The 24,290-nt window shown below is 33.8% G+C and carries 16 protein-coding genes and 3 pseudogenes; 4 read left to right on the plus strand and 15 right to left on the minus strand.

Features of this window, described 5'->3' with window-relative positions; genetic code table 11:
- Positions 1–2 precede the first annotated feature (2 nt).
- Complete coding sequence (locus tag ACQH21_RS06485) at positions 3–434, plus strand: DUF2924 domain-containing protein (protein ID WP_264687084.1); 432 nt, start codon at positions 3–5, stop codon at positions 432–434.
- A 9-nt stretch (positions 435–443) separates the two neighbouring features.
- Positions 444–1,928, plus strand: coding sequence for a recombinase family protein (locus ACQH21_RS06490; RefSeq protein WP_265028114.1), 1,485 nt, complete (start codon positions 444–446; stop codon positions 1,926–1,928).
- A 466-nt stretch (positions 1,929–2,394) separates the two neighbouring features.
- Here the strand turns inward: ACQH21_RS06490 and ACQH21_RS06495 are convergent, their stop codons facing one another.
- The 8 genes and pseudogenes from ACQH21_RS06495 to ACQH21_RS06530 form a co-directional block, all read right to left on the minus strand.
- Positions 2,395–4,344 carry an ankyrin repeat domain-containing protein gene (locus tag ACQH21_RS06495; RefSeq protein ID WP_425384105.1) on the minus strand — a complete coding sequence of 650 codons (1,950 nt, stop codon included), beginning with the start codon at positions 4,342–4,344 and terminating at the stop codon, positions 2,395–2,397.
- A gap of 650 nt (positions 4,345–4,994) precedes the next feature.
- Positions 4,995–6,158, minus strand: a complete 1,164-nt coding sequence (locus tag ACQH21_RS06500) for a hypothetical protein (RefSeq protein ID WP_265028116.1) — start codon at positions 6,156–6,158, stop codon at positions 4,995–4,997.
- 5 nt (positions 6,159–6,163) lie between these two features.
- Positions 6,164–7,025, minus strand: a protein-coding gene (locus ACQH21_RS06505) for an IS630 family transposase (RefSeq protein ID WP_265028085.1) whose coding sequence is annotated in 2 segments (ribosomal slippage) — positions 6,164–6,701 and positions 6,700–7,025 — 864 coding nt in all. Because the reading frame shifts where the segments join, the coding sequence is not laid out codon by codon here.
- A 57-nt stretch (positions 7,026–7,082) separates the two neighbouring features.
- A complete protein-coding gene (locus ACQH21_RS06510; RefSeq protein WP_425384106.1) occupies positions 7,083–7,505 on the minus strand; it encodes a hypothetical protein in 423 nt (140 codons plus the stop codon).
- On the minus strand, positions 7,477–8,367 hold the full coding sequence (locus ACQH21_RS06515) for a hypothetical protein (RefSeq protein WP_425384107.1): 891 nt from the start codon (positions 8,365–8,367) through the stop codon (positions 7,477–7,479). The genes ACQH21_RS06510 and ACQH21_RS06515 overlap by 29 nt, the downstream gene beginning before the upstream one ends.
- Before the next feature lie 8 nt (positions 8,368–8,375).
- Positions 8,376–9,848 carry a hypothetical protein gene (locus tag ACQH21_RS06520; protein WP_425384108.1) on the minus strand — a complete coding sequence of 491 codons (1,473 nt, stop codon included), beginning with the start codon at positions 9,846–9,848 and terminating at the stop codon, positions 8,376–8,378.
- 350 nt (positions 9,849–10,198) lie between these two features.
- A pseudogene (locus tag ACQH21_RS06525) lies at positions 10,199–11,025 on the minus strand (transposase family protein).
- A 285-nt stretch (positions 11,026–11,310) separates the two neighbouring features.
- Positions 11,311–11,457, minus strand: a pseudogene (locus ACQH21_RS06530) (Rpn family recombination-promoting nuclease/putative transposase); the annotation flags it as partial.
- Between the two features lie 200 nt (positions 11,458–11,657).
- Between ACQH21_RS06530 and ACQH21_RS06535 the strand changes: the two are divergent.
- Entirely contained in the window at positions 11,658–12,635 is a 978-nt protein-coding gene (locus tag ACQH21_RS06535; RefSeq protein WP_425384109.1) for an IS110 family transposase, read from the plus strand.
- Here the strand turns inward: ACQH21_RS06535 and ACQH21_RS06540 are convergent.
- From ACQH21_RS06540 to ACQH21_RS06565, 6 genes and pseudogenes are all read right to left on the minus strand, one after another.
- Positions 12,615–13,845: pseudogene (locus ACQH21_RS06540) on the minus strand (IS256 family transposase). The gene ACQH21_RS06535 and the pseudogene ACQH21_RS06540 overlap by 21 nt on opposite strands.
- A 444-nt stretch (positions 13,846–14,289) precedes the next feature.
- Positions 14,290–15,177 (minus strand): 4-hydroxybenzoate octaprenyltransferase, encoded by an 888-nt coding sequence (gene ubiA, locus ACQH21_RS06545; RefSeq protein ID WP_425384110.1) that lies wholly within the window; start codon positions 15,175–15,177, stop codon positions 14,290–14,292.
- A 3-nt stretch (positions 15,178–15,180) separates the two neighbouring features.
- Positions 15,181–15,531: a ribosome-binding factor A gene (locus ACQH21_RS06550; RefSeq protein WP_264374680.1), complete on the minus strand. Its 351-nt coding sequence runs from the start codon at positions 15,529–15,531 to the stop codon at positions 15,181–15,183.
- Between the two features lie 9 nt (positions 15,532–15,540).
- Positions 15,541–17,862, minus strand: a complete 2,322-nt coding sequence (gene infB, locus ACQH21_RS06555) for a translation initiation factor IF-2 (protein ID WP_425384111.1) — start codon at positions 17,860–17,862, stop codon at positions 15,541–15,543.
- Positions 17,863–17,869: 7 nt separating this feature from the next.
- Positions 17,870–19,423 carry a transcription termination factor NusA gene (gene nusA / locus ACQH21_RS06560; RefSeq protein WP_010407241.1) on the minus strand — a complete coding sequence of 518 codons (1,554 nt, stop codon included), beginning with the start codon at positions 19,421–19,423 and terminating at the stop codon, positions 17,870–17,872.
- 87 nt (positions 19,424–19,510) lie between these two features.
- The gene (locus tag ACQH21_RS06565; protein WP_425384549.1) at positions 19,511–22,585 is read right to left on the minus strand and encodes an efflux RND transporter permease subunit; all 3,075 of its coding nucleotides are present in this window, start codon (positions 22,583–22,585) and stop codon (positions 19,511–19,513) included.
- 161 nt (positions 22,586–22,746) lie between these two features.
- On the opposite strand from ACQH21_RS06565, the gene ACQH21_RS06570 reads away from it, so the two are divergent.
- Entirely contained in the window at positions 22,747–23,397 is a 651-nt protein-coding gene (locus ACQH21_RS06570) for a hypothetical protein (protein WP_425384112.1), read from the plus strand.
- Positions 23,398–23,400: 3 nt separating this feature from the next.
- On the opposite strand, the gene ACQH21_RS06575 is transcribed toward ACQH21_RS06570, so the two are convergent.
- Complete coding sequence (locus ACQH21_RS06575) at positions 23,401–24,138, minus strand: glutamine synthetase (protein ID WP_007302792.1); 738 nt, start codon at positions 24,136–24,138, stop codon at positions 23,401–23,403.
- Positions 24,139–24,290: the final 152 nt, after the last annotated feature.

Consider the following 24,290-nt stretch of genomic DNA (forward strand, 5'->3'; position numbering starts at 1 on the left):
ATATGGAGAAAGAAATAGAAAAGAAAGTAATGAATTTAGAGAAAAAACCTTTGGGTGAAATGAGAAAAATATGGAAGAAGGTATATGGGGAAGAGGCGCCTAGATACTCAAAGAAATATCTGATACCAAGATTAGCTTATAGAATGCAGGAAAAAGCGTATGGAGAAATGTCAAGAAAGGGGACAAAAAGACTAGAGTATCTGGCAGATCGGCTAGAGAAAGGAAAAAGAATAAGTAGCGATAAATTACCAGTAGAAGGGACAGAATTAATATTAGAGAGAGGGGAAGAGACGCATGCGGTAATGGTAACAGATAAGGGTTTAATCTACAGAGAAGAATTTTTTACGTCATTGTCAGCAGTAGCCGGGAAAATAATGGGAATGAGCTACAACGGACCTTTATTATTCGGGATGCGTGACAAAAGTGGAAATTGAGGAGAGAGAATGCTAAAAGAAGTAAGATGTGCAATATATACGAGAAAATCAAATGAAGATGGTCTAGAACAAAAGTTTAATAGTCTTGATGCGCAACGTGTAGCATGTGAAAAATATATAAAAAGCCGAGAAGGATGGGTAGCATTGGCAAAAAGGTACGATGATGGCGGATATTCAGGAAAAAACTTAGAAAGACCAGCAATAAAGGAGTTATTTGAAGATGTTAAAGGAGGAGAAGTAGATTGTGTAGTAGTATATACGCTAGACAGGTTATCAAGGGAAACAAAAGACAGCATCGAAGTAACGTCATTTTTTAGAAGACATAGAGTAAATTTTGTAGCAGTAACGCAGATATTTGACAATAATACGCCAATGGGAAAGTTCGTACAAACGGTGTTATCAGGAGCAGCACAACTAGAAAGAGAAATGATAGTGGAAAGAGTAAAAAATAAAATAGCAACATCAAAAGAACAAGGATTATGGATGGGTGGAACTTTACCGCTTGGGTATGATGTGAAAGATAAGGAATTAATAATAAATGAAAAAGAAGCAAAGTTGGTAAAACATATATTTGAGAGGTATATAGAGCTGAAGTCAATGGTAGAACTGGCAAGAGAGTTAAACAGCCAAGGGTACCGGACGAAATCAGGTATCTTTAAAAAGGCAACGGTGAGAAGAATAATAACAAATCCAATATATATGGGAAAAATTAGGCATTATGACAAACAGTATGAGGGAAAGCATGAAGCAATAATAAAAGAGGAAAAATGGCAAAAAGCGCAAGAGTTAATAAAGAATCAGCCATATAGAAAAGCAAAATATGAGGAAGCGCTGCTAAAGGGAATAATTAAGTGCAAGAGCTGTGATGTAAATATGACACTGACATACTCGAAAAAAGAGAATAAAAGGTATCGATACTATGTATGTAACAATCATCTAGGAGGGAAAAATTGTGAATCGGTAAATCGAACTATAGTAGCTGGAGAAATAGAAAAAGAAGTGATGAAAGAAGCAGAGCAATTATATGAAAAACGGGGAGAAAAAGCGGAAGAGTGGAAAAATTTAAGCTTTGGAAAGCAGAAAGAAGTAGTGAAAAAGTTAATAAAAGCAGTATTGGTGAGAGAGGATGGAATAGAGTTATGTTCTGAATCAGAGGAAAAATTTATATCAATAAAGAAGAAAGGAAATAAATGCACAGTAATCGAGCCAGAAGGAAAAACAAATAATGCATTGCTAAAAGCAGTGGTGAGGGCTCACCTATGGAAACGTCAGCTAGAGGAAGGAAAATACGCAAATATAAAAGAGCTGAGTGCTAAAGTTAATATAGGTACAAGACGTATACAACAAATTTTAAGATTAAATTATTTAGCACCAAAAATTAAAGAAGATATAGTAAATGGGAGGCAGCCAAGGGGTTTGAGGTTAGTGGATTTAAGAGAAATACCGATGCTGTGGGGTGAGCAATTAGAGAAATTTTATGGATTAGGGGCGTAATTACACCATTTATAAAAAGAACAAAAGGAGAGAAACTGAAAACACCAAAAACTATTGAAAGGTATTGCTGAGAAATAGGAAAAATAGCCAAATTGCCGCTACTGCAGTTGATATAGAGGAATCAAGGACCATACCAAAAGATGTTGAGATTGATATAGAAAAGTAAATCAATGTTACAAAAGTTGACACCTAATTATGCGAAGATATCAATATAAATATTGAAGATTTTAACAGACTAGATACGACAATGGTAGAAAATGTATCCAATTTTAGCTGCATATTTTAATAGTAGATCTGGAGTGTAAAAGGCAGCCCAGCCATTGTATGTTCCATATCCTCATTTTGTAGCCAGCTTAAAAACAACATAAAAGAGTATTCTTAGAAGACATTGGTACGAACTCCTTAACCTATAAATTATAGTAGTTTATATTTAAATAATAATCTTCAACTTTTTTAGCAAATCAATCTACCTAGAAACTTCTCTCCTAGGATCAGAAGTCCTTCTTAACTCTTCACGTTCTGTCCATTTGTTGTTAGACTCGCTTATTACTTCAGGACGCATTAATCCACCAGATCTTTCAAAATATCCCTGTTCAATAGCATCGTAGACCCAGTAGTTACCAAGCTCGCAATCATTGCCTAACTCTTCTTCGCGACCTTTGAATTTTTCTAATATTTCTTCTCTATTACTCACTTCTACTATAATTTTGCTTTTATTCTGTACGTCAGGATACAGCCTAACGTCTACATTTCCCAAACTGGTATAGAAAGTTAATACTATATCGCTGCCTTCTGTAAGATCTGTGTAATTCCTTATGCCATCTTCAGTTTTAATTTCTACTTCACTTTTACCGATCTTTACTATATTTCTTCCACACTTTACATCCCCATCGGTTAGACCTAAATCCCTTGTCCCATCTGTTATCTTTATAATGTCTATTTTACTATCTTTAGAATATTCTAAGTAAAAAACGGAGTTGTCTACTCTTACATCTTTTAGCTCGCTATTGGTTGCATTTTTTGCGATTTCAATAAACTTATGAGAATTGCTAACATAATCTCTATAAGCTTTTTTTAGGTTAGTTTTATGCTCTTTAAATTCTGGTGTCAGTGTGTTAGCATCAACTGTATTACCAAACACTGCCCCTTTTGATACTAATTGACATATTATATTACTAGCAACTTTAGGATTTTTTTCCAACTCACTGATTTTTTTCATCACATAATCGGTAAAAGTGTATTCATTACCTGAAAAGAAATCTTGTGAAAGAGAATAGTTTAATCGTACACCAGACTTTATAGCATCGTTTACAATCTCTTCAAGTTCAGCCATGTTTTGAGCCTGAAACACCTTATCAGAAAACTCATTTAACTTTTCCTTTTGATTTGAGGTTAAATTAACGAGTAATTTACTGACCTGTCCTTTCTTTTGCTGACGATAAATAATATTTTTATCATAATCTAATGCTCCTGCTTCTAGAAATATTTTTCTTAACTCTTGAGCAAGATCTTCATTGTCCCAAGCAAAACGTTCAACATATGAGAACACTTTTGACTCACCCATTCCGTGCCGAATATTTAGCACCACTTTTAGGTCTGAGTCTCTTTTATGCTTACTTAAAAACTCCTTTAAATTTTTAGTGCAGTCTGAATCTAGTGCAAGTAAGTCATACAATTCCTTATTCATCTTTTTCTGTTTATCAGTTAAAAATAATTCTTCTATATTATAGCAGAGTTTATTAGTTGCTATTTGTTGTGGAGTTTTACCCTTTCTACTTGTTATATTAGGGTTAGCTCCTTTTGAGAGGAGAGAGTTTGTATTATCGTAATGACCTTTGGCAGCAGCAAGGCATAATGGTGTTTTTCCTTTATTATCTTGTATGTTAGGATCTGCGCCTGCTTCTAAGAGTAAATCTATAGCCTGATTTCCTATGCGACGAAATCCACCAATATTTGCTCCTGCAATTGCATGCAATACTGTTGATTGAGATTCTCCTCTTCTTAGGTTAAGAATTACTTTTAAATCTTTATTGTTTCTATTATCATATAAAAATTCTTCAAGGGGCTCAGTATTATCAAATGAACCACAGTTAGAAGCTAAACATTTTAGAGCACTAAGTAACTTTTTGTTTAAATTTTTTTGACTTGGTGTAAGGTCATGATCTAGAGCAAACCAAACACAAATTTGCTCGCTTAGTCCAAGTTTGCTATCAATTAAAGAAGGTAGTTCATTATGATTTCTAACTGATGGTAAGTCTCCTGAGTACCACATATCATTCATCAGCTCATTTAATAAATGCTCTTTAGATGATAGATGTTCTATAATGGACTCATATTCGAAATCATATAGTTCTGATTTGGATTTTGGCTTTAGTAGATTGATGATAGATTTTACTATCCCAGTAGACTCACCCATACTTATCCCTCTAAGCTAAGATATATGATACATTGTATGCGATATGTAACATTAAGTCAATAACCATAATCTTTTTACTGCTCACGTCGTTAAGCTTTTGTTAAGTTTTTATGGTGAGTAACAATGGAGTATATAGAGAGGTTAAAAGTTGCTTATGACTCCAAATTTGAGCTAATTTTACTATAAATCAACATGGTTAAGACCTATACTTGATATCACTACTATAAGAGCATGATGCTTTAAAGGAGCACGGAAACTGCTGAAGTTTATACAGTAACCTGCGGAGCCACTTCAGCAGAATAAACAAACACATGCCAGTATTAGTAGAGAATTATTTATAAGTCAACTAACTTTTTCAAAAATATTTTAGCAAGAACATCAGTGTTGTGAAAAAAAGTTCAAAACCTTCCAGCCTTGGTAACTATTTACACAATACATACTTTTAGCTCTTAGCTATCTAAGGAATTCACTGGAGATTGATTACTATAAATGTAATTCATATTATGCTTAGTAATAAATGTATCGGAAAACGAACTTTTAACAGCACTCCATGTACTCGTATCAGGATCATTTTGTTTTCCTTCTATAACTTTGTCACAAAACTTCCCGACAGCATAACCTACTTAAGATGACTATTTCTTAAGACTAGATCACTGATTAACTGCTCGAGATAGACCTGCTTGTTTAACATAAGGTTGTTGGAGACTACCTGGCTGTTGACCAAAAGCAACCACAGAGCTATGTCTTACATCTACCTCTACAAACTCATTACCAATTTTTATAAGGGAACCTTCATCTGTTGCACCTTTATTAAAAACAGCATATATCAGTTTCACTTTGCCAGCATCAGTAATTACCTTATACGCTTCACCTTCTTTATATCTTTTCAACTGGTCCTTAGCATCTTTTTCTTTTTTATCCAATTCTCCTTTCTTAGCAAATTTTAGCTCTATTCCAACTGGGGGGTATTCTTTTTTTTGATCAGTAGCATTTATAACCAACATAACATCCAACTTCTCTCCACCACCTATTTGAAATTCAGTAATAACTTTTATATTATCTTCTCCGTAGCTACTAAATAAACCATGCAATACAGCTTGAAATGTAGCCTCATTGCTTATTAATGATTTGAAAGGATGTAGTATATGAGAAATTTCTTCAAATAGTTTTTTGTAATCATCATATTTACCAGATTCTATAGCTTTGCTCAAAGCTGCTTTAAATTTTTTATTTTCCACAATTCGAGTAAAATTACCTTGTAAAATTTCTTTACCTCTTTTGTATTTGTCCAATGAGTCATACGTATTTACTGTAATTCCCTTATTCTTATTACAGTACTGATCAAATGGATTCTTATTACTAGGCGTACTGTATAAGTTACAGGTTATTTCTTGTATCTTTATGTCATTGACGTTTTGAATTCTCCTAATATTTTCAATAGGAATTCCTTTATTATCTGGCACTCTCAATGCAAATTCATTTTTTTCATTTATGTTGAGTATAAGCACCTTCTTACCTAAAGTTAGCACTATAGTTGTAACACAATCCTCAATACTTTCTTTTGCTGCTTCTGGGCGTTTCTGTGATCCAGTAACCATTTTATCATTTTGATCATAAATAAAAATATGTTTACCTAACTTTTCACGCTTAATAATATTAGAAATAAGTACTAGCTGACCTAAGATCATTCTGCTGACATAATTAATATTATCACTTCCACCATTGCTCCAAACAATTCCATAGTAAAGATACTCTAGCTGTGTTCTTATCACCTCAGCATTCGTTGCTTCAGTGCCAAGTATAGCTCTTCTCATAATAGTCAGAATAAAAAAGCAGAATCAACAGCTTGACGGAAAGACTTAAAAATAGGGATATTTTTTCTAGCTCTGTTCTTTATAGCAAACCACTGATGCTCAATTTTGTTAAAGTCTGGAGAATATGGAGGAAGATAAAGAATTTCAGCACCAACTCCTTTAGCAAGATTATCTATTTTTTTAGATTTATGAAAAGTAGCGTTATCAAGAATTACAGTTTGGCCAGACCTTAAAATTGGAGTTAAAAACTGCTCAAACCAAGCCTCGAAAACATCCTTATTGCAATATCCTTCAAAGGTCAATGGAGCAATGATTTTCTCTTTATTTAGAGCTGCAATCATACTGACCCGCTGAGCTTTTTTACCTGATTTTAGTGAATGAAACCTCTCTCCTTTTCTGCAGTATCCGTATGGGTAGTCTTCTGTATTATCTATTCCAGATTCGTCAATATATACAAGATTTTCATGACGTTTTGTTGCTATAACCTTTGAAAAGTGAGCTCGCTTCTCTTCATTTCTTTCTTTATATCCGTAGGTCTTTTTTTCTTGTAAATCCAATATTTTTAAGTGCACGGTGAATCGTTTGTCTACTGATATTGCCCCAGAGTTTAGCCATCTCTGACTGAGTTTTGCCACCATGGTTTTTTGCAAATTTGGTAAAAACATTCCAGTCAGTAATTTTATGGTTATATCCTACGCTTCCAGGCTTTTTTGACTGAAAATCTCCCGTTTCCTTACGTCTTTTCTGCCACTCATATAGAGTTGTTTTTCCAATTTTAAATCTCTCGGCAACATTTGCTCTACTTTCTCCTTCATCCAATGCTTCCATTGCTTTTTTCCTTAAGTCGTAACTATACGCTGCTGGCATACAAACCCCACTACCATAAATCCATATCTTAACTTGTTTGGATTATTATGAGAAGAGCTATAACTTTTCTATTACAGAATTACCTTCTCGACTAAGAAAATTTTCTACATCAATTTTAACATTTTCGTGATGAACCATGTCAAAATTTAATCCTACACAAATAGCTTCATTAGCTATAGTAATCATTCTTATAGAGTTAGAAAAAGAGCCCTTAACATAATCTTGTGCTTGCTTCAATGCTTTTATCACTGTACTTATCTCACCAGTACCTGCTTTAAGCTCAATAATAATAGGAATAGAGCTTAGCGACTTATCAGAACCGCGCACAAGCAAAATAATGTCTGCGTAACCTTTTCCAGCAAATAATTCGAGATAAAGTTTTAGGTGAAAACGATACTTAAAATTTATCAAAAACCCAGCTAAAAACCCATGATGACTTGATTCTTTACCGCTAAGATGACACAGAACAACTTTTAGCATAATCTTTAGCTTGTTCTAACCCTTCCTCATCACCAACCTTCAACTCAATTATAACTGGAACTGAATCATTTGCCTGATCAACACCACGAACAAGCAAAACAACATCTGCATAACCTTTTCCTATGAGTAGCTCTGGGTAGACATCAGCCACAGACCGGTATCTAAAATTTACTAAAAAACCACACAGAAAACCGTGGTAATCAGACTCTGCACCGAACACTAAGCTACCTTCATGTTCATCATGTATATCAACAATGTATTGCAAAATCCTTTTAACATTAGTACGCACTTCTCCTGCGTTATCATTTGCCAACTCATTCATCAGGTCTAACAATTCACCTGGTGCTCTGATTGGGTTAATTTCGTGAAAAACTGGTGCTTCATATTCATCACGTTGAGGGAAACTGTGTCCTTCATCAAAACGCCTACATTGCTCTCCAAATCGAAATATTTTATGCTCTTCCCAGTCCAGATCCTCACCTTCCTGTAATTCTTGTGGAAGATTTTCTTCTACCTGCTGCTTCTCTTCTGCACTAAACCTTGACCCAGGGCTGTTCTCATTATCAGCAATAGTATAACACCTTACTATTCTTCTATCTTCTTCATTAGTAAGAACTGCAACTTTCAGATTTCCACAACCGTCAAAACGAAAATAGACTCTTTCATCTTCACCTAAAATACCTGCATCATGTGCAGTAGAAAACATACCAAAAAAGAATGCAGGAAAAAAGCCAGGCTTATTAGCTGAATGCAAAAAGGATGGACAATTGTTTAAAAAACCTACAAATTGTCTACTAAACTCATCACAACCTCCACTTAATAAAGCCCTAACTAATTCACGATCTTCATTATTACCATGCATAAATACTCCTATTTGTTAACAACTGCAGCAGGCGAAATACTAACACTAGTACCCACTAACATAGATTGAGGACCTTCAGAACTAGCAGAGGATAAACTCAAGCTTTTCGCCGATTTGCACAACTCTTCTATTAAATTAGAGGAGCTAGTTGCACCTATTATCTTAGAATCCCTTGTTTTGTCTAAACTATTTGCTATCCTCTTTTTTAATGATTCAAAGCTTTTGTCTGAACAAAAATCTTTAGCAAACTTTAAAATACTCAAGACCAAATCAACTTTTTCACCATCGCCAGCACTTTGAGTATCCTTGCTGCTCTCCTGATCTACAATCAAATTTGAAATTGCATTTTCCATTGCAACAAAAGCAATCCTATCTTTAAAAGGATCGACAACATTTATTTTATTTCGGTTAAATACACTAGATTCCCAAAGACTGCTAATAGCTGACCTTGCTTCATTCCTGTTATCCAAGTCATAATCTTTAGAAACTACAACAAATGAAAGCGATGAGAGAAGATGTGCATATCCTCTAGGTGAAAGCATTTTCTCTACTTCAGATCTTGCACATCCATCGCTCAAGTACTGGATAACATACTTAGTTGTGTAAAGAAAATCGTGCTCTACTAAGCAACTAAGAGGACGATAGATCACACCCCTATCTTTCTTATTCGGTAGCCCGAGTAGTGACTTATGATCTACTTTTGCGCTTATGACTTTACCTAAAAGGGAATTTAAGGTAGCAGCAAGTTTATAGCTAGATTGCAATGGAGATAATTTTGTAATAGCAGAAACTAGCAACTTTTCTCGCCCTTCTTTCCCTATTTTTTTTTCAGAACATAGAAGATTATAGAAGTGTTCCACTCCCTTACTCCACTTGAAATCTACAGCCTTATTAAATCCATCTTCTGCTTCTATATTTTCTTTGAGGTCACCTGATTTTTCATCAATCCAGAAACTGAATACATGGTCATCCTTCTCTACAAAGCGCAACAATTCAACTCTTGCAAGTTTGTCGTTGGCAGCCAACTCCCGATTCTCCTTGCTCGCACCTTTATGACATAAATCAAGCTTAAAAGACTCCAACATCTTGTTGAATAGTTGCCTAATTTCACTCTTCACACATTCAATACATGCTATTTCATAGATAGCAAAAGGATCCAATATATCTAACCTGGCCAACTCTTTCACCAATCTAGCAGGATTTAACTCTATACCTGACCAACAAGATTCATCACGAAACGCATTACATAAGAGGTCCGATTGCTCAACGGTTAGACCCTCTACTGTTACAGGGTGAGCCTTGACCCATTCCTCAATAGCTGAAGTTCTATCACCTTTAACAACATCCTTCAGCTTACTTATTACTTTGCTAGAGATAATCTCTTTATTTTTTTTAGGATCAGAACTGAGACGAGATCTTTTGCTTGGGCCTGCATTACCCTTCAAATCTTCCGTTCCACGTTTAGTTTTACTTTTTGGCATCTAATTACCTCAAAATCAAATATTCAATGAAGGTATTATACAAGCATTAGAATAATATATAAATCGAAAAATTAGTGTGCACCTAAATTTAAGCATCAAGTATCCTGAAGTTATCGATCAATTCAGTAAAATTGAATAGTTGGACTAAGTCATCCCAAAACATACGCTTCTAACTTTCCCTGATTTTTACCACTGAAAATAGTTGTTTTGCTTAAATTACTAGTGAAATATATTATTGGATTAATATTAATTTATTTGATAACAAAAGGGAAAATGGGGATGATTTATAAGACCTGCTGCGAAAAGGTATGTACTAATTTCAGGGTGAATTAGGCTAAAATAGGAGCAGGCTAAAACCCATGCCTCAAATTCACCAAACCTGCAATAATATTAAATCTCATGTTATATTTTTTCTGAAAGTTACGGTAAACGTGCGACAAAATCTTGAATATTTTCAATTCTCGTATCTTATTTTCGACCCTCATCCTAAATGATGCCAACTCTCGGTTGTGCTCCTTTTGCTCCTCAGTTAGTGGCTTTTTACGGTATTTTTTGTATGGAATTACAACATTTTTCTGCAATTTTTGCCAACCTTGATAGCCAGAATCAGCATGCTTTATACTATCTACTGGCAGAAATTTCTCTTGTTTTCGTATCCTAAAATCATGCATTCGACCTCTGTGTGATCTTGAAATAGACATAATTCTACCATTTTCCTCAATTACAATTTCGGTTTTTATTGTGGTTGTTTTCTTTTTTCCAGAGTAACTTTTCTTTCTTTTTTTGTTGTCTTTCGGCCTCTGTATCGGTTGCTCCGTGATATCTGCCAAAATCTTCAAAATCCTTTCTGGCGTTAAGGTTCTATCTTTTTTTATAGTGATTTTTCTCGCCAACAGCGGCTCCATTTTCTTTAAAAGTAGGCAAATATTTGCATTGTGTAATTTGAATACACAGCCCAAAAATCTCTGCGTCATATAGGCGCGGTAATACAAAATTACGCAGATCTTCCAGGGTCGGTAGCTGCGACTTTCTTCCATGGCATTTTTTTTTGTTTTTCGACTTTCTCCCATTCTGGATGCACTTTTTCTACGATTTTTTCAAATTCCTCTACTTTTAGCCCTGTTATATCGCGAAAATTTCTTCGATGTTTCTTTAGATTATGGTAGTTTAACCCCATTTTACCTCATTTTTGTTTATACTTTTCTTCTTTATACCATACTTTCATCCTCTTTTCTCTTGCTTTGCAGCAGGTCTAACACTAAATTTATCAAGGACAAGAAAAATTTTATGAAAAACATTTTCTATATTTAGATATTATGCGTTTAACTGATACGTAGAATTGGTGAGAAAATCAAACAGGCCATAGCGAGAATAGCGGAAGGGTTAGATATAGGCTCTAGACTAGTGGATAAAGAAATATAATAAGTTAAAAATGGACAGAGCTTTAAGGGAGTTGCAATACTTAGGCTTTTTCCTTGAGTTGTTCAATTTCATCTATCGAAAGGCCGGTAGACTCAGCTATTAAGTTAACAGATACGCCAGCTTTCAGTAAGTTTTTTGCAACTTCAATTTCCCTTTCTTTTCTGCCTTTTTCGTGACCGATTTGGATTGTATATTAAATCAAAGCCGCAAGGCTATAATGAGCAAGGAGTGATACTGTCAATTGGATTGATTGATAGAAATCGTAGGCATCTCAGTACACTCCTTGCTTTAAAAAATGGAGTACGAACGGCAGGGGGATCAAAAAGATCGAATCACAATCCTGTACAACATTTACATTATTATTTGATTATATTTATAGGTACAAAAATGGCTAGAACAGTTTTCATTGGTATTGATGTTTCAAAAGAAACACTTGATATCTCAATTAACAATAAACATCAGCGTATAGAAAATGTAGAAAGAGCTATATCTGAGTTTATAAAGTCAAAAATAGTTAACGTATTTGTTAGGTTATGTGTAGTAGAATCAACAGGTGGTTATGAAAAACTTGTCATAAAGTTGTTACGGGAATATAACATAGCTGTTCACAGAGCTCACCCAAATCGGGTATATGCATTTGCAAAAGCCTGCAACCACTTTGCAAAAACAGATAAATTAGATGCAAAATTACTAGAAAAATATGCTGAATTTATCACAAAAAATGACGAAGTAATAGAATACATAGTTTCACAAAAGCAAGAAGAACTAAAAGAGCTAAGAGCAATTGAGCGCAATCTAAACGATGAAGTTCACGCAAATAAGTGTCGTTTGCATAAGGTTACAGGAAAAGCCAGGGAATATATAGAAAAACAGATAGAATTTGCAAAAAAACAATTAGAGCAAGTTAGGCAAGACATAGAAGATATAATAAACTCTGATCCTGATTTGAAGGAAAAAAGCAAACTGCTAACTAGCTATAAAGGTGTTGGACGGAAAACCGCAAGTATCCTACTCATAGAGGTACCTGAACTTGGCAGGTTAGATAATAAGGAAATAGCTTGTCTAGTTGGAGTTGCACCAAAAACTAGTGAAAGCGGAAGGAAAGTAAGCAAGGCCCAAGTCATAGGTGGCAGATTTTATGCTCGAAAAGCATTATACATGTCTGCTGTGGTTGCAATGCGTCATAATAAAAAAATGAAAGTATTTTACCAGCGTTTAGTTGACTCCGGCAAAGCCGCTAAAGTTGCTTTAGTTGCTGTAATGAGAAAAATCATCATTTGTTTAAATGCTATGATAAAAAACAATAATTTGGGAATGTTCAAAAAAGTGTGTCAAAGCGAATTTTTAGTTCAACTCAATTTTTAACCTATCAGGAAAAAAGATATCAAGTTGAGATATAGTTAGAGCCCAATTAGGCAAAGCCATAGCCCATTTTTGCTCTATCTTTTTTATAGCACAATATACCAATTTGTACAAGGCATTTGTACTGGTAAATGAACCTTTGGTTTTAGTAAATTTTCTGATTTGTCTGTGCAACCCCTCAATTGGATTGGTGGTATAAATTAGCCTTCTAACAGGGCCAGAATACTTAAAATAACTAGACAAATTTTCCCAATTGTTTTGCCACGATTTTATGACTAAAGGATATTTTTCACCCCATTTTTCCTCCAGTTCAAGTAAATAATTTTCGGCGATTTCTCTACTTGTAGCACGGTATATTTTTTTCAAATCATTCATAAAAACTTTTATATCTTTGCTGGATACGTATTTTAGTGAATTTCTTATTTGGTGCACAATGCATAACTGTACCTCAGCATTGGGAAATACGCTATTTATAGCTGTAGGGAAGCTTTTCAGACCGTCAACACAAGCTATCAAAATGTCTTCTACTCCTCTCTCTTTTAAGTCATTTAATACGCCTAGCCAGAAGTTAGCTCCCTCACTTTCTGCTAAGTAAAAACCCAGTACTTCTTTTCTGCCATTTTGGTCTATTCCTAATATATTGTACATGCATTTACTTATGCAATGTCCATTCTCTTTGACCTTAAAAAACATCCCATCCATAAATACTATCGGGTATACTGATTGTAGGGGACGACTCCTCCATTCATTGATTATAGGCAGTAATTTATCTGTAATTCCAGATATCTCTGCTGCAGATATTTTATGGTCATAGATTTCTTCCACATAGGATGCTATATCCCTGTATCCCACACCGCTTGCAAACATGTTCAAGACCTTTGTTTCAAGTTCTGGATGTAAGCTTGTTTGCCTTTTTTTCACTATCTGTGGTTCGAAACTTCCCTCTCTATCTCTTGGTGTCAATAGTTCAAATACTCGTCTTCAAAGTTTTGCCATTCTTTCCGTTTCTTCGATTCTTTTCTTCTCTTTCATTGGATAAATGATGCTCTATTTCACCTTCTAGACTTGCTTCCAGCAGCCTTTTTACAAATGGTGTTAATGCTCCATCTCTCCCCATCAATGGTTTACCTTCCCTTATTGATGACAGTATATTTGCTTCCAGCTCTTTGTAATCTACCAGGCCAGTCGTTCCATTTTCTATTTTGTAACTCATATATCAAACCTCTATTTTTTGTTTCTATTTTATTTTTATTTCTCGGTTTGACACACTTTTTTGAACATTCCCTCATACACTGTCTTCCATAGAGGAAAATCTTTTGCTCTACTGGCAAATACCTTTCATTATGTATTGTATAACATTAATAATTGTTCTTATTTTGTGCTTTCTTGGCCACACCTTGTGCAACTCTTGGCTCAAGAAATTTCCATTCTTTGTCACTTACATCACCTGGATATATTTTTTACTGATCCTATCATATTATCTTCCTGATTTCCTTTCAAGATATGTTCTAAAAAGTAGAATCCGTTCAGCAGGGTGACAAAATAAGGTAGAAAAGACAGCCATAGAAATAAATGGTGTCATTCCAATATGATGCTTTCTCTGTCATCCCAGTACTTGACACTGGAATGACAACATTTTTGCTTCGATATTTACACATTAGCCATGCATCTGAACGGATACAAAAGTAGAATTTACAATTCTATCTAAAAGGATACCGAAAAAGAGCAAGAGTCCTATCTGGGAATTATTTTTAAATGTGGACATGCATTGATTAGAATCGTCTGGATTGAAATTTTTGTGTTGGTGGTGAAATATGAATCCTATGGCAAGTAAAGCAATATAAAAGATGTTATTTAATGATGATAGTATACCAGCGTACAACCATGCCATTAAGGATATTAAATAAAATCTTTTCAACCAAGATTTTGTTGTATTGCCAAAATATAATGCAGTAGATTTCATTCCTAATTTCTCATCATCTTTTTTATCTTGATGAGCGTATATAGTATCATAACTAAGCGTCCAAAAGACGCATCCTATATAAAATAGCAAGGATTCTATGCTAATCTGGTTTGTTATTGCTGCTGAACCCATGAGTGATCCCATGTTGAAAGTAAACCCTAAAAATAATTGTGGCCACCAAACGTAACGCTTTAGCAAGGGATAGATAACTATCATGCACATTGAAATTATTCCAAGTATAAGAGTAGTTTTATTGGTTAATAATAAGATTATCAGGGCAATAGACAGTAACAGTGAAAGTAAAGCCAAAGCCTGCTTTATGTTTAATGCACCACTTGCAAGTGGCCTATATTTTGTTCGTTCAACGTGCGCATCTATTTCTCTATCGAAGATATCATTGATTATGCACCCTGCGGGTCTCATTAAAAATGCACCTATAGTAAACAAAACAAGGAGAAAAAGAGCCTGATACGATAGAGAAGTTGAGGCTAAAAGAATGCCGCTTAAGCTAGAAAATAGCACAAGCCATAAACCTGTTAAACTGTGTATTCTCATTAATGAGAAATAATGGTTGAAATACATTAATTAAGTGTGATTATGTAATATTTTGCTTACATTGACAAAATTATCGAATGCTAAATCAGGCTTAAAAACTAACTCAGGTATAAATCGCAAATCAACATAACACAATATAGATTTACGTATTGACCATGCAGATTGGTTCATTTCATTAACAACAGTGCTGATATCATCATTATCATTTTGGATGTTCAATGAAGATAACACAATATATACATCTGCTTTCTTCAAATCTTTGCTTAGCTTTACATCAGATACTACTACTTTTTCATTAAGAACATTACTTTCCATTAAGACTTTTGATATTGCCCTATGTAATACCGATGCTACTTTTAGGTTTCTAATTTCCTTTTTCATATCCAGCTACTATAATTTCCTTTCTTCTTGCACTAATTGATAAGCTTCCAAAATGTCTCCAACTTTAATATCGATATTACCCTCTAGCGATATTCCGCATTCAAAATTTACACCCACTTCTTTAACATCATCTTTAAATCTACGTAGTGCTTTTAACTTTCCTTCATGCACCAATTTGCTGCCACGTACTACCTTAATTAAAGAATCTTTTTTTATAACTCCATCAGTGACATAACATCCGATTATATTACCGGCTTTGGATGCATTAAATATTTGCCTTACAGATGCAGAACCAACACGAACCTCTCGTGTAACAGGCTTTAACATTTTAGTTAGATACATCCTCATGTCTTCAATAAGCTCATATATTATATTGTAAGTATGTATTTCTATACCTTTTTGTTTTGCTAATTCTCTTATTTTTGAATCCACTTTTACATTAAAAGCTAAAATTACTGCGCTTGATGCTTCTGCAAGCAGCACATCTGAATCTGTTACTCCTCCTACTGCTTTGTGTAGAATATTTAATTTCACTTGCTCTTTACCAAGCTTATCAATTGAGCTTGATATTGCTTCAATAGAACCAGTGACATCGCACTTTAAAACTACAGATAGTTCTTCTGTTTCACTATCATTACGACTGAATATATCTAAATTACTGTCGTCTAAATCTTCTTGCTTTTTCTTGATTAATTCTAACCTGTATTCAACAATTTCACGAGCCTGCCTTTCAGAGTTTACAACAACAAATTTATCTCCAGCATTTGGTACACCATTTAAACCAGTAACTTCAACTGGAGTAGAAGGTAGTGACGCTTTTTCTCTTTGACCAAGGTGATTAACCATACTGCGTACTTTGCTGTATGTTGTACCAACTACCAATATGTCACCAATCTTTAATGTCCCTTCTTCAACTATTAATGTAGCTGATATTCCTTTAGCTTTATCTATTTTGGACTCTATTACCCATCCAAGTGCTCGACAATCCTCTATTCCTTCTAGCGTCATTAATTCAGCAATTAATAAAATTGCCTCTTCTAGTTTATCTAAGTTGATTTTCTTTTTTGCTGATACTGGCACAATTATAACATCACCACCAAGTTCTTCGGGGATGAGGTCATACTGAGGCAAACTATTAATTATTCTTTCTACATCGCCAGGTTGTGATTTATCAATTTTATTAATGGCAACTATAATAGAGACATTTGCTGCTTTTGCATGGTTTATTGCTTCAACTGTTTGTTTCATGATTCCATCATCAGCTGCAACTACTATCACAACTATATTAGTAATATTGGCACCACGTGCACGCATTGCAGTAAACGCCTCATGCCCTGGTGTATCAATGAAAGTAATTTTTTGCTTATTTTTTGTCGTTAATTGATAAGCACCTATATGTTGAGTGATGCCACCTGACTCTCTTTCTGCAACATTGGATTCACGAAATGCATCAAGCAATGATGTTTTACCATGATCCACATGTCCCATAAAAGTAACGATAGGTGGTTTTGGTCTTTTAGGTAAGTTTTCTCTGTTGCTTATGAAGAGTAAATTCTTTTCTTTATCAGCATCACTTACTCGTTTAGCCGTATGATTAAATTTTTTTGCTATTTCGCATGCTATATCTGGATCTACTAGATCATCTACTCTATAGCTCTCCCCAACTTCTTCTTTGAGCATTTTTAGCACACTCTTGCTATCTTCTGCCATACGAATAGATAACTCCCTGATAGTTATTTTGTCTGGTATAATAACTTCTCTTGCTATATTTTTACCCTTAGTAAACTTTGATTGTTTACTTCTTATACCAAATTTTTGCTTAAATACAGGGAGGTGTTCATTTCTTTCATCTATTGCCTGTGTAATTACTAGCTTAGAATGCTTAGAGTATATATCTTTGCTAGCTTTAAAAGACTTTTTATCATTGTTCTCATATTCAATACTATCTTCTTTTTGTTCAACTGAGTTAGTATTACTTAAAACTTCCTTATTTATTTCTTTAGGTACAGAGTGTGATTCATTTTTATCTTCAGCTTCTTGATTGCTTTCTTCTTTTTTTATTTTCTCTTCTTGTTCTCTCTGATTCCTTTCTTTCAGCAAAGTAGCATTCTGTACAGCATTAATGCGGGAAATTTGTTCTTTTTCAGTTAAAGAGCCTAATTTACTCTCGTCAAATAAACTATATTCTTCTGCAGAATGAATTTTTCTTCTTTTTTTTACTATTGTAGTACCAGTACTTTGACTATCTAAAGAGTTTAAATTAATGTCTAATTTAAGCTTGCTTAATCCTTGTAGGGTTAATTTTTTATTACTGATATCTTCATTATTCATATTGTTTTTATATTAATCCAAGCTTTTTACGTGCTTCTATGATTATTAAATCTGCTGTATCTTTTAGATTGTCTTTATTATTAGTTGAGGAAGAGAGTATGCTACAAAACTCATAATTTGATAAATCTGCTATGTCCTCTAAAGTTTTAATATTATGTTTACTAAGAGCAATTTTATTATCTATTGATAAGGCTAAGTTGATTACATCGTCTTCCATACCTAAATTTTTTAGCTCTTCTATTTTTCTATCATTCTCTGCTTTCAGGTAATTATTTGCTCTATTATGAAGTTCATTTGCAATATCTTCATTGAAGCCCTCTATTGAAGCAAGTTCCTTAATTGAAGTGTTAGATATATCTTCTACACTTGAAAAACCTTCTGTTACCAATAATTGGCCCATAATCTCTTCTAAGTTTAAAGCTTCAGCAAATAAAACTGAACATTGACTAAATTCTTTGTTTCTTCTTTCTGATTCTTGCTGAGTGCTTAATATCTCAATTTTCCATCCAACAAGCTCTGAAGCTAATCTTACATTCTGACCCTTTTTTCCTATAGCTAAACTCAATTGATCTTCAGCAACTATTAACTCTATACAATTTTCATTTTCGTCAATAATGACCTTTGATACTTCTGCAGGAGTAATGGCTTTAATAACAAATTGACCCAAATCTGATGAGTAATGTATGACGTCGATTTTTTCACCGTTTAATTCGTGTATAATAGTTTTTATTCTATCTCCTTTAACTCCAACGCAAGCACCTACTGGATCGATATTCTTATCAGATGAAAAAACAGCAACTTTAGATCTTGAACCAGCGTCTCTAGCTATACCTTTAATTGTTATCAATCCGTCAGCAACTTCTGGTACTTCTTGATTCAACAATGCCTCTAAAAAGCCTTCATGAGTCCTAGAAAGAATGATTTGACGTCCATCGTCAGAGCGCTTAACAGCCTGTATGTAAGCTTTAACCTTATCGCCTTCACGAAATGACTCACCACCAATTAAGTTTCGTAAAGGGAGGTATGCTCCAATTCCGTTTATGTCTATAATAAGATCTGAATATTCTACTTGTTTAACGATGCCATACCTCATTTCTCCTACCTTATCTTTAAATTCCTCATATTGCTTTTTTAACTCTTCATTTTTGATTATTTCAGAAATCTTTTGCTGGGCAATTCTTGCTGAAACAAGATCAGTGTTAAGAGAAATCAACTCACTAATAGTATCTCCAACTTTTGCATCTTCTTTTATTAACTTAGCTTGTGTCAACTTAATTAAGTCACACTCATTTTCATTTGATTCATCATTAATGACTTTTAGTTGTCTATATGAGGTAACTTTGCCTGTGTTTCTATCTATATTAACTACAATTTTACTTTTGCTACCATACTTTTGTTGAGCTACTGCTTCGATAGCACTTTTAAGTGCATTTATTATAATATTAAAATCCAAACCTTTTTGAAGTGAGAGCTCTCCCGCTGTTTTTATTACATCAAGGCTCCCAACTATGTTATTCTTGTTGCTTTTCTGCTTAACACTGCTTTTACGATTAGCAATCATATAAATAAATCCAATTTAATTAGTTATAATTATAGCTTCAACAGGTAAAGAACGCTATCTTAAATGTTAAATGATTGCTAATTTAAGTCAAGTTTTTTCATGTCTTTGTATGACAAGCAACGCCGGAGTAAAGAGTAAAGTTAAGACCGTTGCAGCCAATATTCCACTTGCTATGGTTGCTGAAATATCAACCCACCACTGGCTTGATGGAGCATCATATGTGATTTGTAGCGTAAAAAAACTGATATTTAACCTAGTAATCATAGGTATTAAACCAAGAACTGTAGTTGCAACGGTAAGTAGTATTGGCCTGATGCGAGAAATTGAAGCGTTTATTATACATTGCTTAATGTTATTTTTGCGCACCTTAATTTGCTGATGAAAGGCATCAAGCAATAGTATATTATTATTCACTATAATTCCTGCTAAAGCAATTATCCCCACTCCACACATGACAACTACAAAAACTTTCTGAATAAGAAAGAAAATGAAAAATACACATGTTGTTGATAAAAACACTGCTGTCATTACGATAAATGTATAGTATATGTTGTTAAACTGTGCCACTAGCACCAATATCATCAATGTAATTGCTAATATAAAAGCCTTTAATAAAAATGCTCCTGATTTTTGTTGATCTTCCTTATCACCTTTGAAATCAATCTTTACTCCTTTACTACAGTCTTGAGTAATCGAATTTTGAATGAACTTAACTCTTTCATCAACAAGATAGCCAGTATCAACGTCAGCAGAGATTGTTACTGTGCGTGATCCATCAATCCTACTTAGTTTATTTGCCTTTTTTTCGGGAACGTATTTCACTATGCTACTCATAGAATATGGTCCATTTGCTGTATTAATAAAAAGGTTATCTATAGTTTTCATGTTGCGATTCTTTCTGGGAAAGCGTAGTACAATATCAATTTCCTCATCTGCGTTATTTGGTCTATATTTTCCAATTAATACTCCATTTGTAACCATCTTTATAAAATCACCGATGGTTGCAACACTTACTCCAGAGCTTGTAGCCTTACTCTTATCAATACTCATATTCCACTCTATTTCAGGTGCTGATCTACTATCTTGAATATTTATAAATCCAGATGAAGGTTGGTCCATAATTTTTAGGATTTTCTCTGCTACTGAATTCAAGTTGGATGCACTTCCGCTTAAGTTAATTTGTATTGGCTTGTCAGCTGATGGTCCTGACTTTTGTTCCTGTACATCAATTATTACTCCTTTTATGTTTTGTACACTACTCCTTATATCATTTAGTATTTGCGTAGCTTTGCGCCTGCAGCGCCAATCTACAAGTTCCAATTGAATTTTGGCAATAACGTTGTCTGAAAATTTTCCTGATCGAGCATAAAAAACATAAATTTCCTTTTCAACACCCAAAATACGTTCTTCTACTTTCTTAAGTATCAAATCTCGTTCTTTGGCTGATAAGCTTTCTTTTACTTTAACGCTGATTAAAATGTTATCTGAATCTACATTCGGAAAGAACTTTAATCCAGGACCAAAAGTAAAATATAATATACTAGACAAAAATAAAACAAACACAACAACACATACAAATTTTTTGGGGTGATCTAAGACTTTCTCTAACATACGTACATAAGTTCTTATTATAAGCCCAGTATTTTTTATCTCACCACTTTCTATAGCACTCATTCTTATTATTTCTTTTTTTGAAGTTATGGAAGGTTTACCAAATATTGCACCAAGTGTTGGTATAAAAACCAAAGCCATAATTAGCGATCCAGTTAAAGTTAGAATTATTGTAATTGGTATGTACTGCATAAATTTACCGACTGTATCGGGCCAGAGTAACAGAGGGAAAAACACTGCTAATTTAGTCAATGTTGATGATAAAACTGGATAGAACATATCATGAACTGAGGTGCAAAAGGCTTCTACTTTATCCATGCCACAAATCATCTTTCTATCAGCATATTCGCTGATTACAATTGCATCATCAACCAGCATGCCAACTGCCATAATTAAACTGAAGAGCACAACTATATTTAGAGTAATACCCATGAGGTAAAGAGCCATTATTCCTATTAGAAAGGAGCCAGGTATTGATAGTGCAACAAGAATAGCAGCCCTTGTTCCCATAAAGAGCATTATTATGGTTAATATTAGTAATACGGCAAATATTATACCATTTTCCAAGTCGTCAAGCACATCACGTACATTTTTTGACTGGTCATTCAAATAAACTACTTTTAAATTTTCAGGTAATTGATCTTTTGCTTTGTCTATTAAGTATTTTACTTGATTTACCGTGTCTATTATGTTTTTTCCATTACGTTTTGAAATTTCTAGTACAATGCTAGGTAGTCCATTAATACGAGCAAATCCTTGGTGATCCTCAAACCCAAGGTATACTTTTGCTATATCTTTGATTCTCAAAACTGCATCACTTTGAGATCTAATAGGAATATTCATAATATCTTCTATGTCTTTTAATAACCCTGATATTTTAATCGAATATTTACCGGTATCATTTTCTAGTGATCCGGCTCCTACCAATCTGTTGTTGTTTGATATAGCTTGAAATATCTCATTTGATTGAATGTTATATTTTGTTAGAACTGTGGGCTCAATTATAACTTCCACTGTTTCTTTACGCATACCTGCTACTTCAACTTTAAGAACATTTGGCAGAGATTCTATTTCTTTCTTTAGTTTGCGTGCTATTTCAGTTAAAGTTCTTTCCGGCAAATTACCAATCAAGCCAACGTTTAGTATCGGAAATAAGCTCAAGTTTATTTCATTGATTATTGGAGATTCTGCTTCAATAGGTAATTTTGATTTTATGTTTAAAAGCTTTGAACGGACATTATCGAGCACTTCTTTATTATCATACTCTGTTCTAAATTCGAGTATCATGTGAGCACCATCATTAGTTGCAAAAGCTCTCAATTCTTTTACACCTTCGATGGATCTTAGTTCATTTTCTATAGGAAGCACTAATAGCTTTTCACTATCCTCGACAGAAATACCAGGAAACCCGACAAATACGCTAATTATAGGAATCTGTATATCAGGATTGCTTTCTCTTGGCATTTTTATATAAGTGTATGAGCCGAAGGTAAAAATCACGATAAGCAATAATATTACTGTTCTATTCCTCTCTATAATTAAGCTTTTCATTCCGGACATTATACGTATTTACATCATATTATAGCTAAGATAAATTATATATTAATTAATCCTTATATAGCTTTATGTAAATGATTAAAATTTTTACAATTTTGCAAGCGTAAGAAAATTTCTATATAATATGACTTTAGTATGGTATTTGAGGGATTATTATGGTAGCAGTTTTAAGTGTGACAGAAGGCAAGAATAAAGTGATCGTATCTGGGTTGGTTGGTGCTTCATCAACTTTAGTATTTTTAACAGTGATTCACATTGCTGCAAAGATAGCCATTATAGTTACTGCTGCTGCAGTTACTTACGCATTACTTTCATTGCTTAATAAAGCAGGAGCTAAGTCTGTTAAAACTGATGATATGTCAGAAGATGAAGGGTATAGCAGTGTTGATGAAGGTGAAGAAAAAGATACCGTAAAAGAACCAAAAAGAACTGAAACTGAGCTAGAAGAAGAATTAAAAAATAAAAGAGCAGAAGAAGAAATGAAAAATGGACTACCTAAACATATGGATTTCAAAGGTAATTCACTTTCTAAAAGTGCTGATACTACAGATAGTCATTTTGTTTCTAGTGCTACAAATATTGTTATGGAACCTTTACCTAAACACATGGATGCACTTGGTAATCCACTTCCTGAGCAGCCACCGAGCAACCTTACCAATATAGGGCTTGGATCATCTAAAAGTACGCAGAAACTATCTGCTGCAGACTTGCTATTACAGTATGGGAATGTAAATAATGATGTGAGGAAAGTGCTAGAATGGCCAATTACCTCAAAGGAGTTTAATGGGTTAGGGTTTAACAGGTAGTTGCTATATCAAACTCTCCATCTTATATTGAGGATCAGATGCAATGCCATACACTCTATTTGGCGGAGCAATTTTGTTCTCTATACCAAAAACTATACCTTCAATTATTGCTGTGAGTACTTTTTCAAGGTTACAATCTGCTCCAGGAACACGGTGCTCTAGGCGGCATCTTTTGGAATCGTTGCCAAAATAGGGAATTCTTATCGCAGCAGTTCTGTTATTCACTCCCCAACTAATCGTAGTTGGAGTATGAATATCTGGGTACTGAAATCTTAAATATGAATCATCATTTGGAGCAAAAAACAACATATGTTTTTTCATCATTGCACATAATCCACCTATGCTGTGAATCAGGTGGTCACTATATTTTTGCTTATTGCCATAAAATAAGTTATTATTATTTGAATCCATGAGGCTAACATGTACATTTAGTGCGCTGCCTGCTCTATCCAAATAAGGTTTTGCTTTAAAAGAAACATTACCATCGAACTCTTGTGCTGTTCCAATCAGTAATTTTTTTACTAACTCAAAATGCATAATTAAATTATCAGGACTCGTATAACAATCACTTTTTATCTCGTATTGGTTTAAAGAACTCTCTTTCTCACAAAAAAATCCAAGAGAAGCTATTTTATTTTTGATGCTATTCAGAAATAAATATTCTTTTTTTATTCCCTCAGTGTAAAACTCCAGTTCAATACCGAATACAGTATTATGACTCAAATTACTTAATATAATCACAAATTTACTTCAATAAATTTATACTAAATCAGCTATATTTATACAAGTACTTTACTTATTTATCAGTAAATTTAATATCTTATTTATACATAATATATTACTATTTTTTAATAACATACTTCTAATCCTCGGTACAAGCGACATTTACAAAT

Source organism: Wolbachia endosymbiont (group B) of Eupithecia inturbata, from assembly GCF_964030915.1.
In the GTDB taxonomy this organism is placed as follows: Bacteria; Pseudomonadota; Alphaproteobacteria; order Rickettsiales; family Anaplasmataceae; genus Wolbachia.

Bases quoted from the DNA above. Each gene is read 5' to 3' on its own strand.
- ACQH21_RS06485 (WP_264687084.1), top strand. From the start codon at position 3: ATGGAGAAAGAAATAGAAAAGAAAGTAATGAATTTAGAGAAAAAACCT.
- ACQH21_RS06490 (WP_265028114.1), top strand. From the start codon at position 444: ATGCTAAAAGAAGTAAGATGTGCAATATATACGAGAAAATCAAATGAA.
- ACQH21_RS06495 (WP_425384105.1), bottom strand. From the start codon at position 4,344: ATGGGTGAGTCTACTGGGATAGTAAAATCTATCATCAATCTACTAAAG.
- ACQH21_RS06500 (WP_265028116.1), bottom strand. From the start codon at position 6,158: ATGAGAAGAGCTATACTTGGCACTGAAGCAACGAATGCTGAGGTGATA.
- ACQH21_RS06510 (WP_425384106.1), bottom strand. From the start codon at position 7,505: ATGCTAAAAGTTGTTCTGTGTCATCTTAGCGGTAAAGAATCAAGTCAT.
- ACQH21_RS06515 (WP_425384107.1), bottom strand. From the start codon at position 8,367: ATGCATGGTAATAATGAAGATCGTGAATTAGTTAGGGCTTTATTAAGT.
- ACQH21_RS06520 (WP_425384108.1), bottom strand. From the start codon at position 9,848: ATGCCAAAAAGTAAAACTAAACGTGGAACGGAAGATTTGAAGGGTAAT.
- ACQH21_RS06535 (WP_425384109.1), top strand. From the start codon at position 11,658: ATGGCTAGAACAGTTTTCATTGGTATTGATGTTTCAAAAGAAACACTT.
- ubiA (WP_425384110.1), bottom strand. From the start codon at position 15,177: ATGTATTTCAACCATTATTTCTCATTAATGAGAATACACAGTTTAACA.
- ACQH21_RS06550 (WP_264374680.1), bottom strand. From the start codon at position 15,531: ATGAAAAAGGAAATTAGAAACCTAAAAGTAGCATCGGTATTACATAGG.
- infB (WP_425384111.1), bottom strand. From the start codon at position 17,862: ATGAATAATGAAGATATCAGTAATAAAAAATTAACCCTACAAGGATTA.
- nusA (WP_010407241.1), bottom strand. From the start codon at position 19,423: ATGATTGCTAATCGTAAAAGCAGTGTTAAGCAGAAAAGCAACAAGAAT.
- ACQH21_RS06565 (WP_425384549.1), bottom strand. From the start codon at position 22,585: ATGAAAAGCTTAATTATAGAGAGGAATAGAACAGTAATATTATTGCTT.
- ACQH21_RS06570 (WP_425384112.1), top strand. From the start codon at position 22,747: ATGGTAGCAGTTTTAAGTGTGACAGAAGGCAAGAATAAAGTGATCGTA.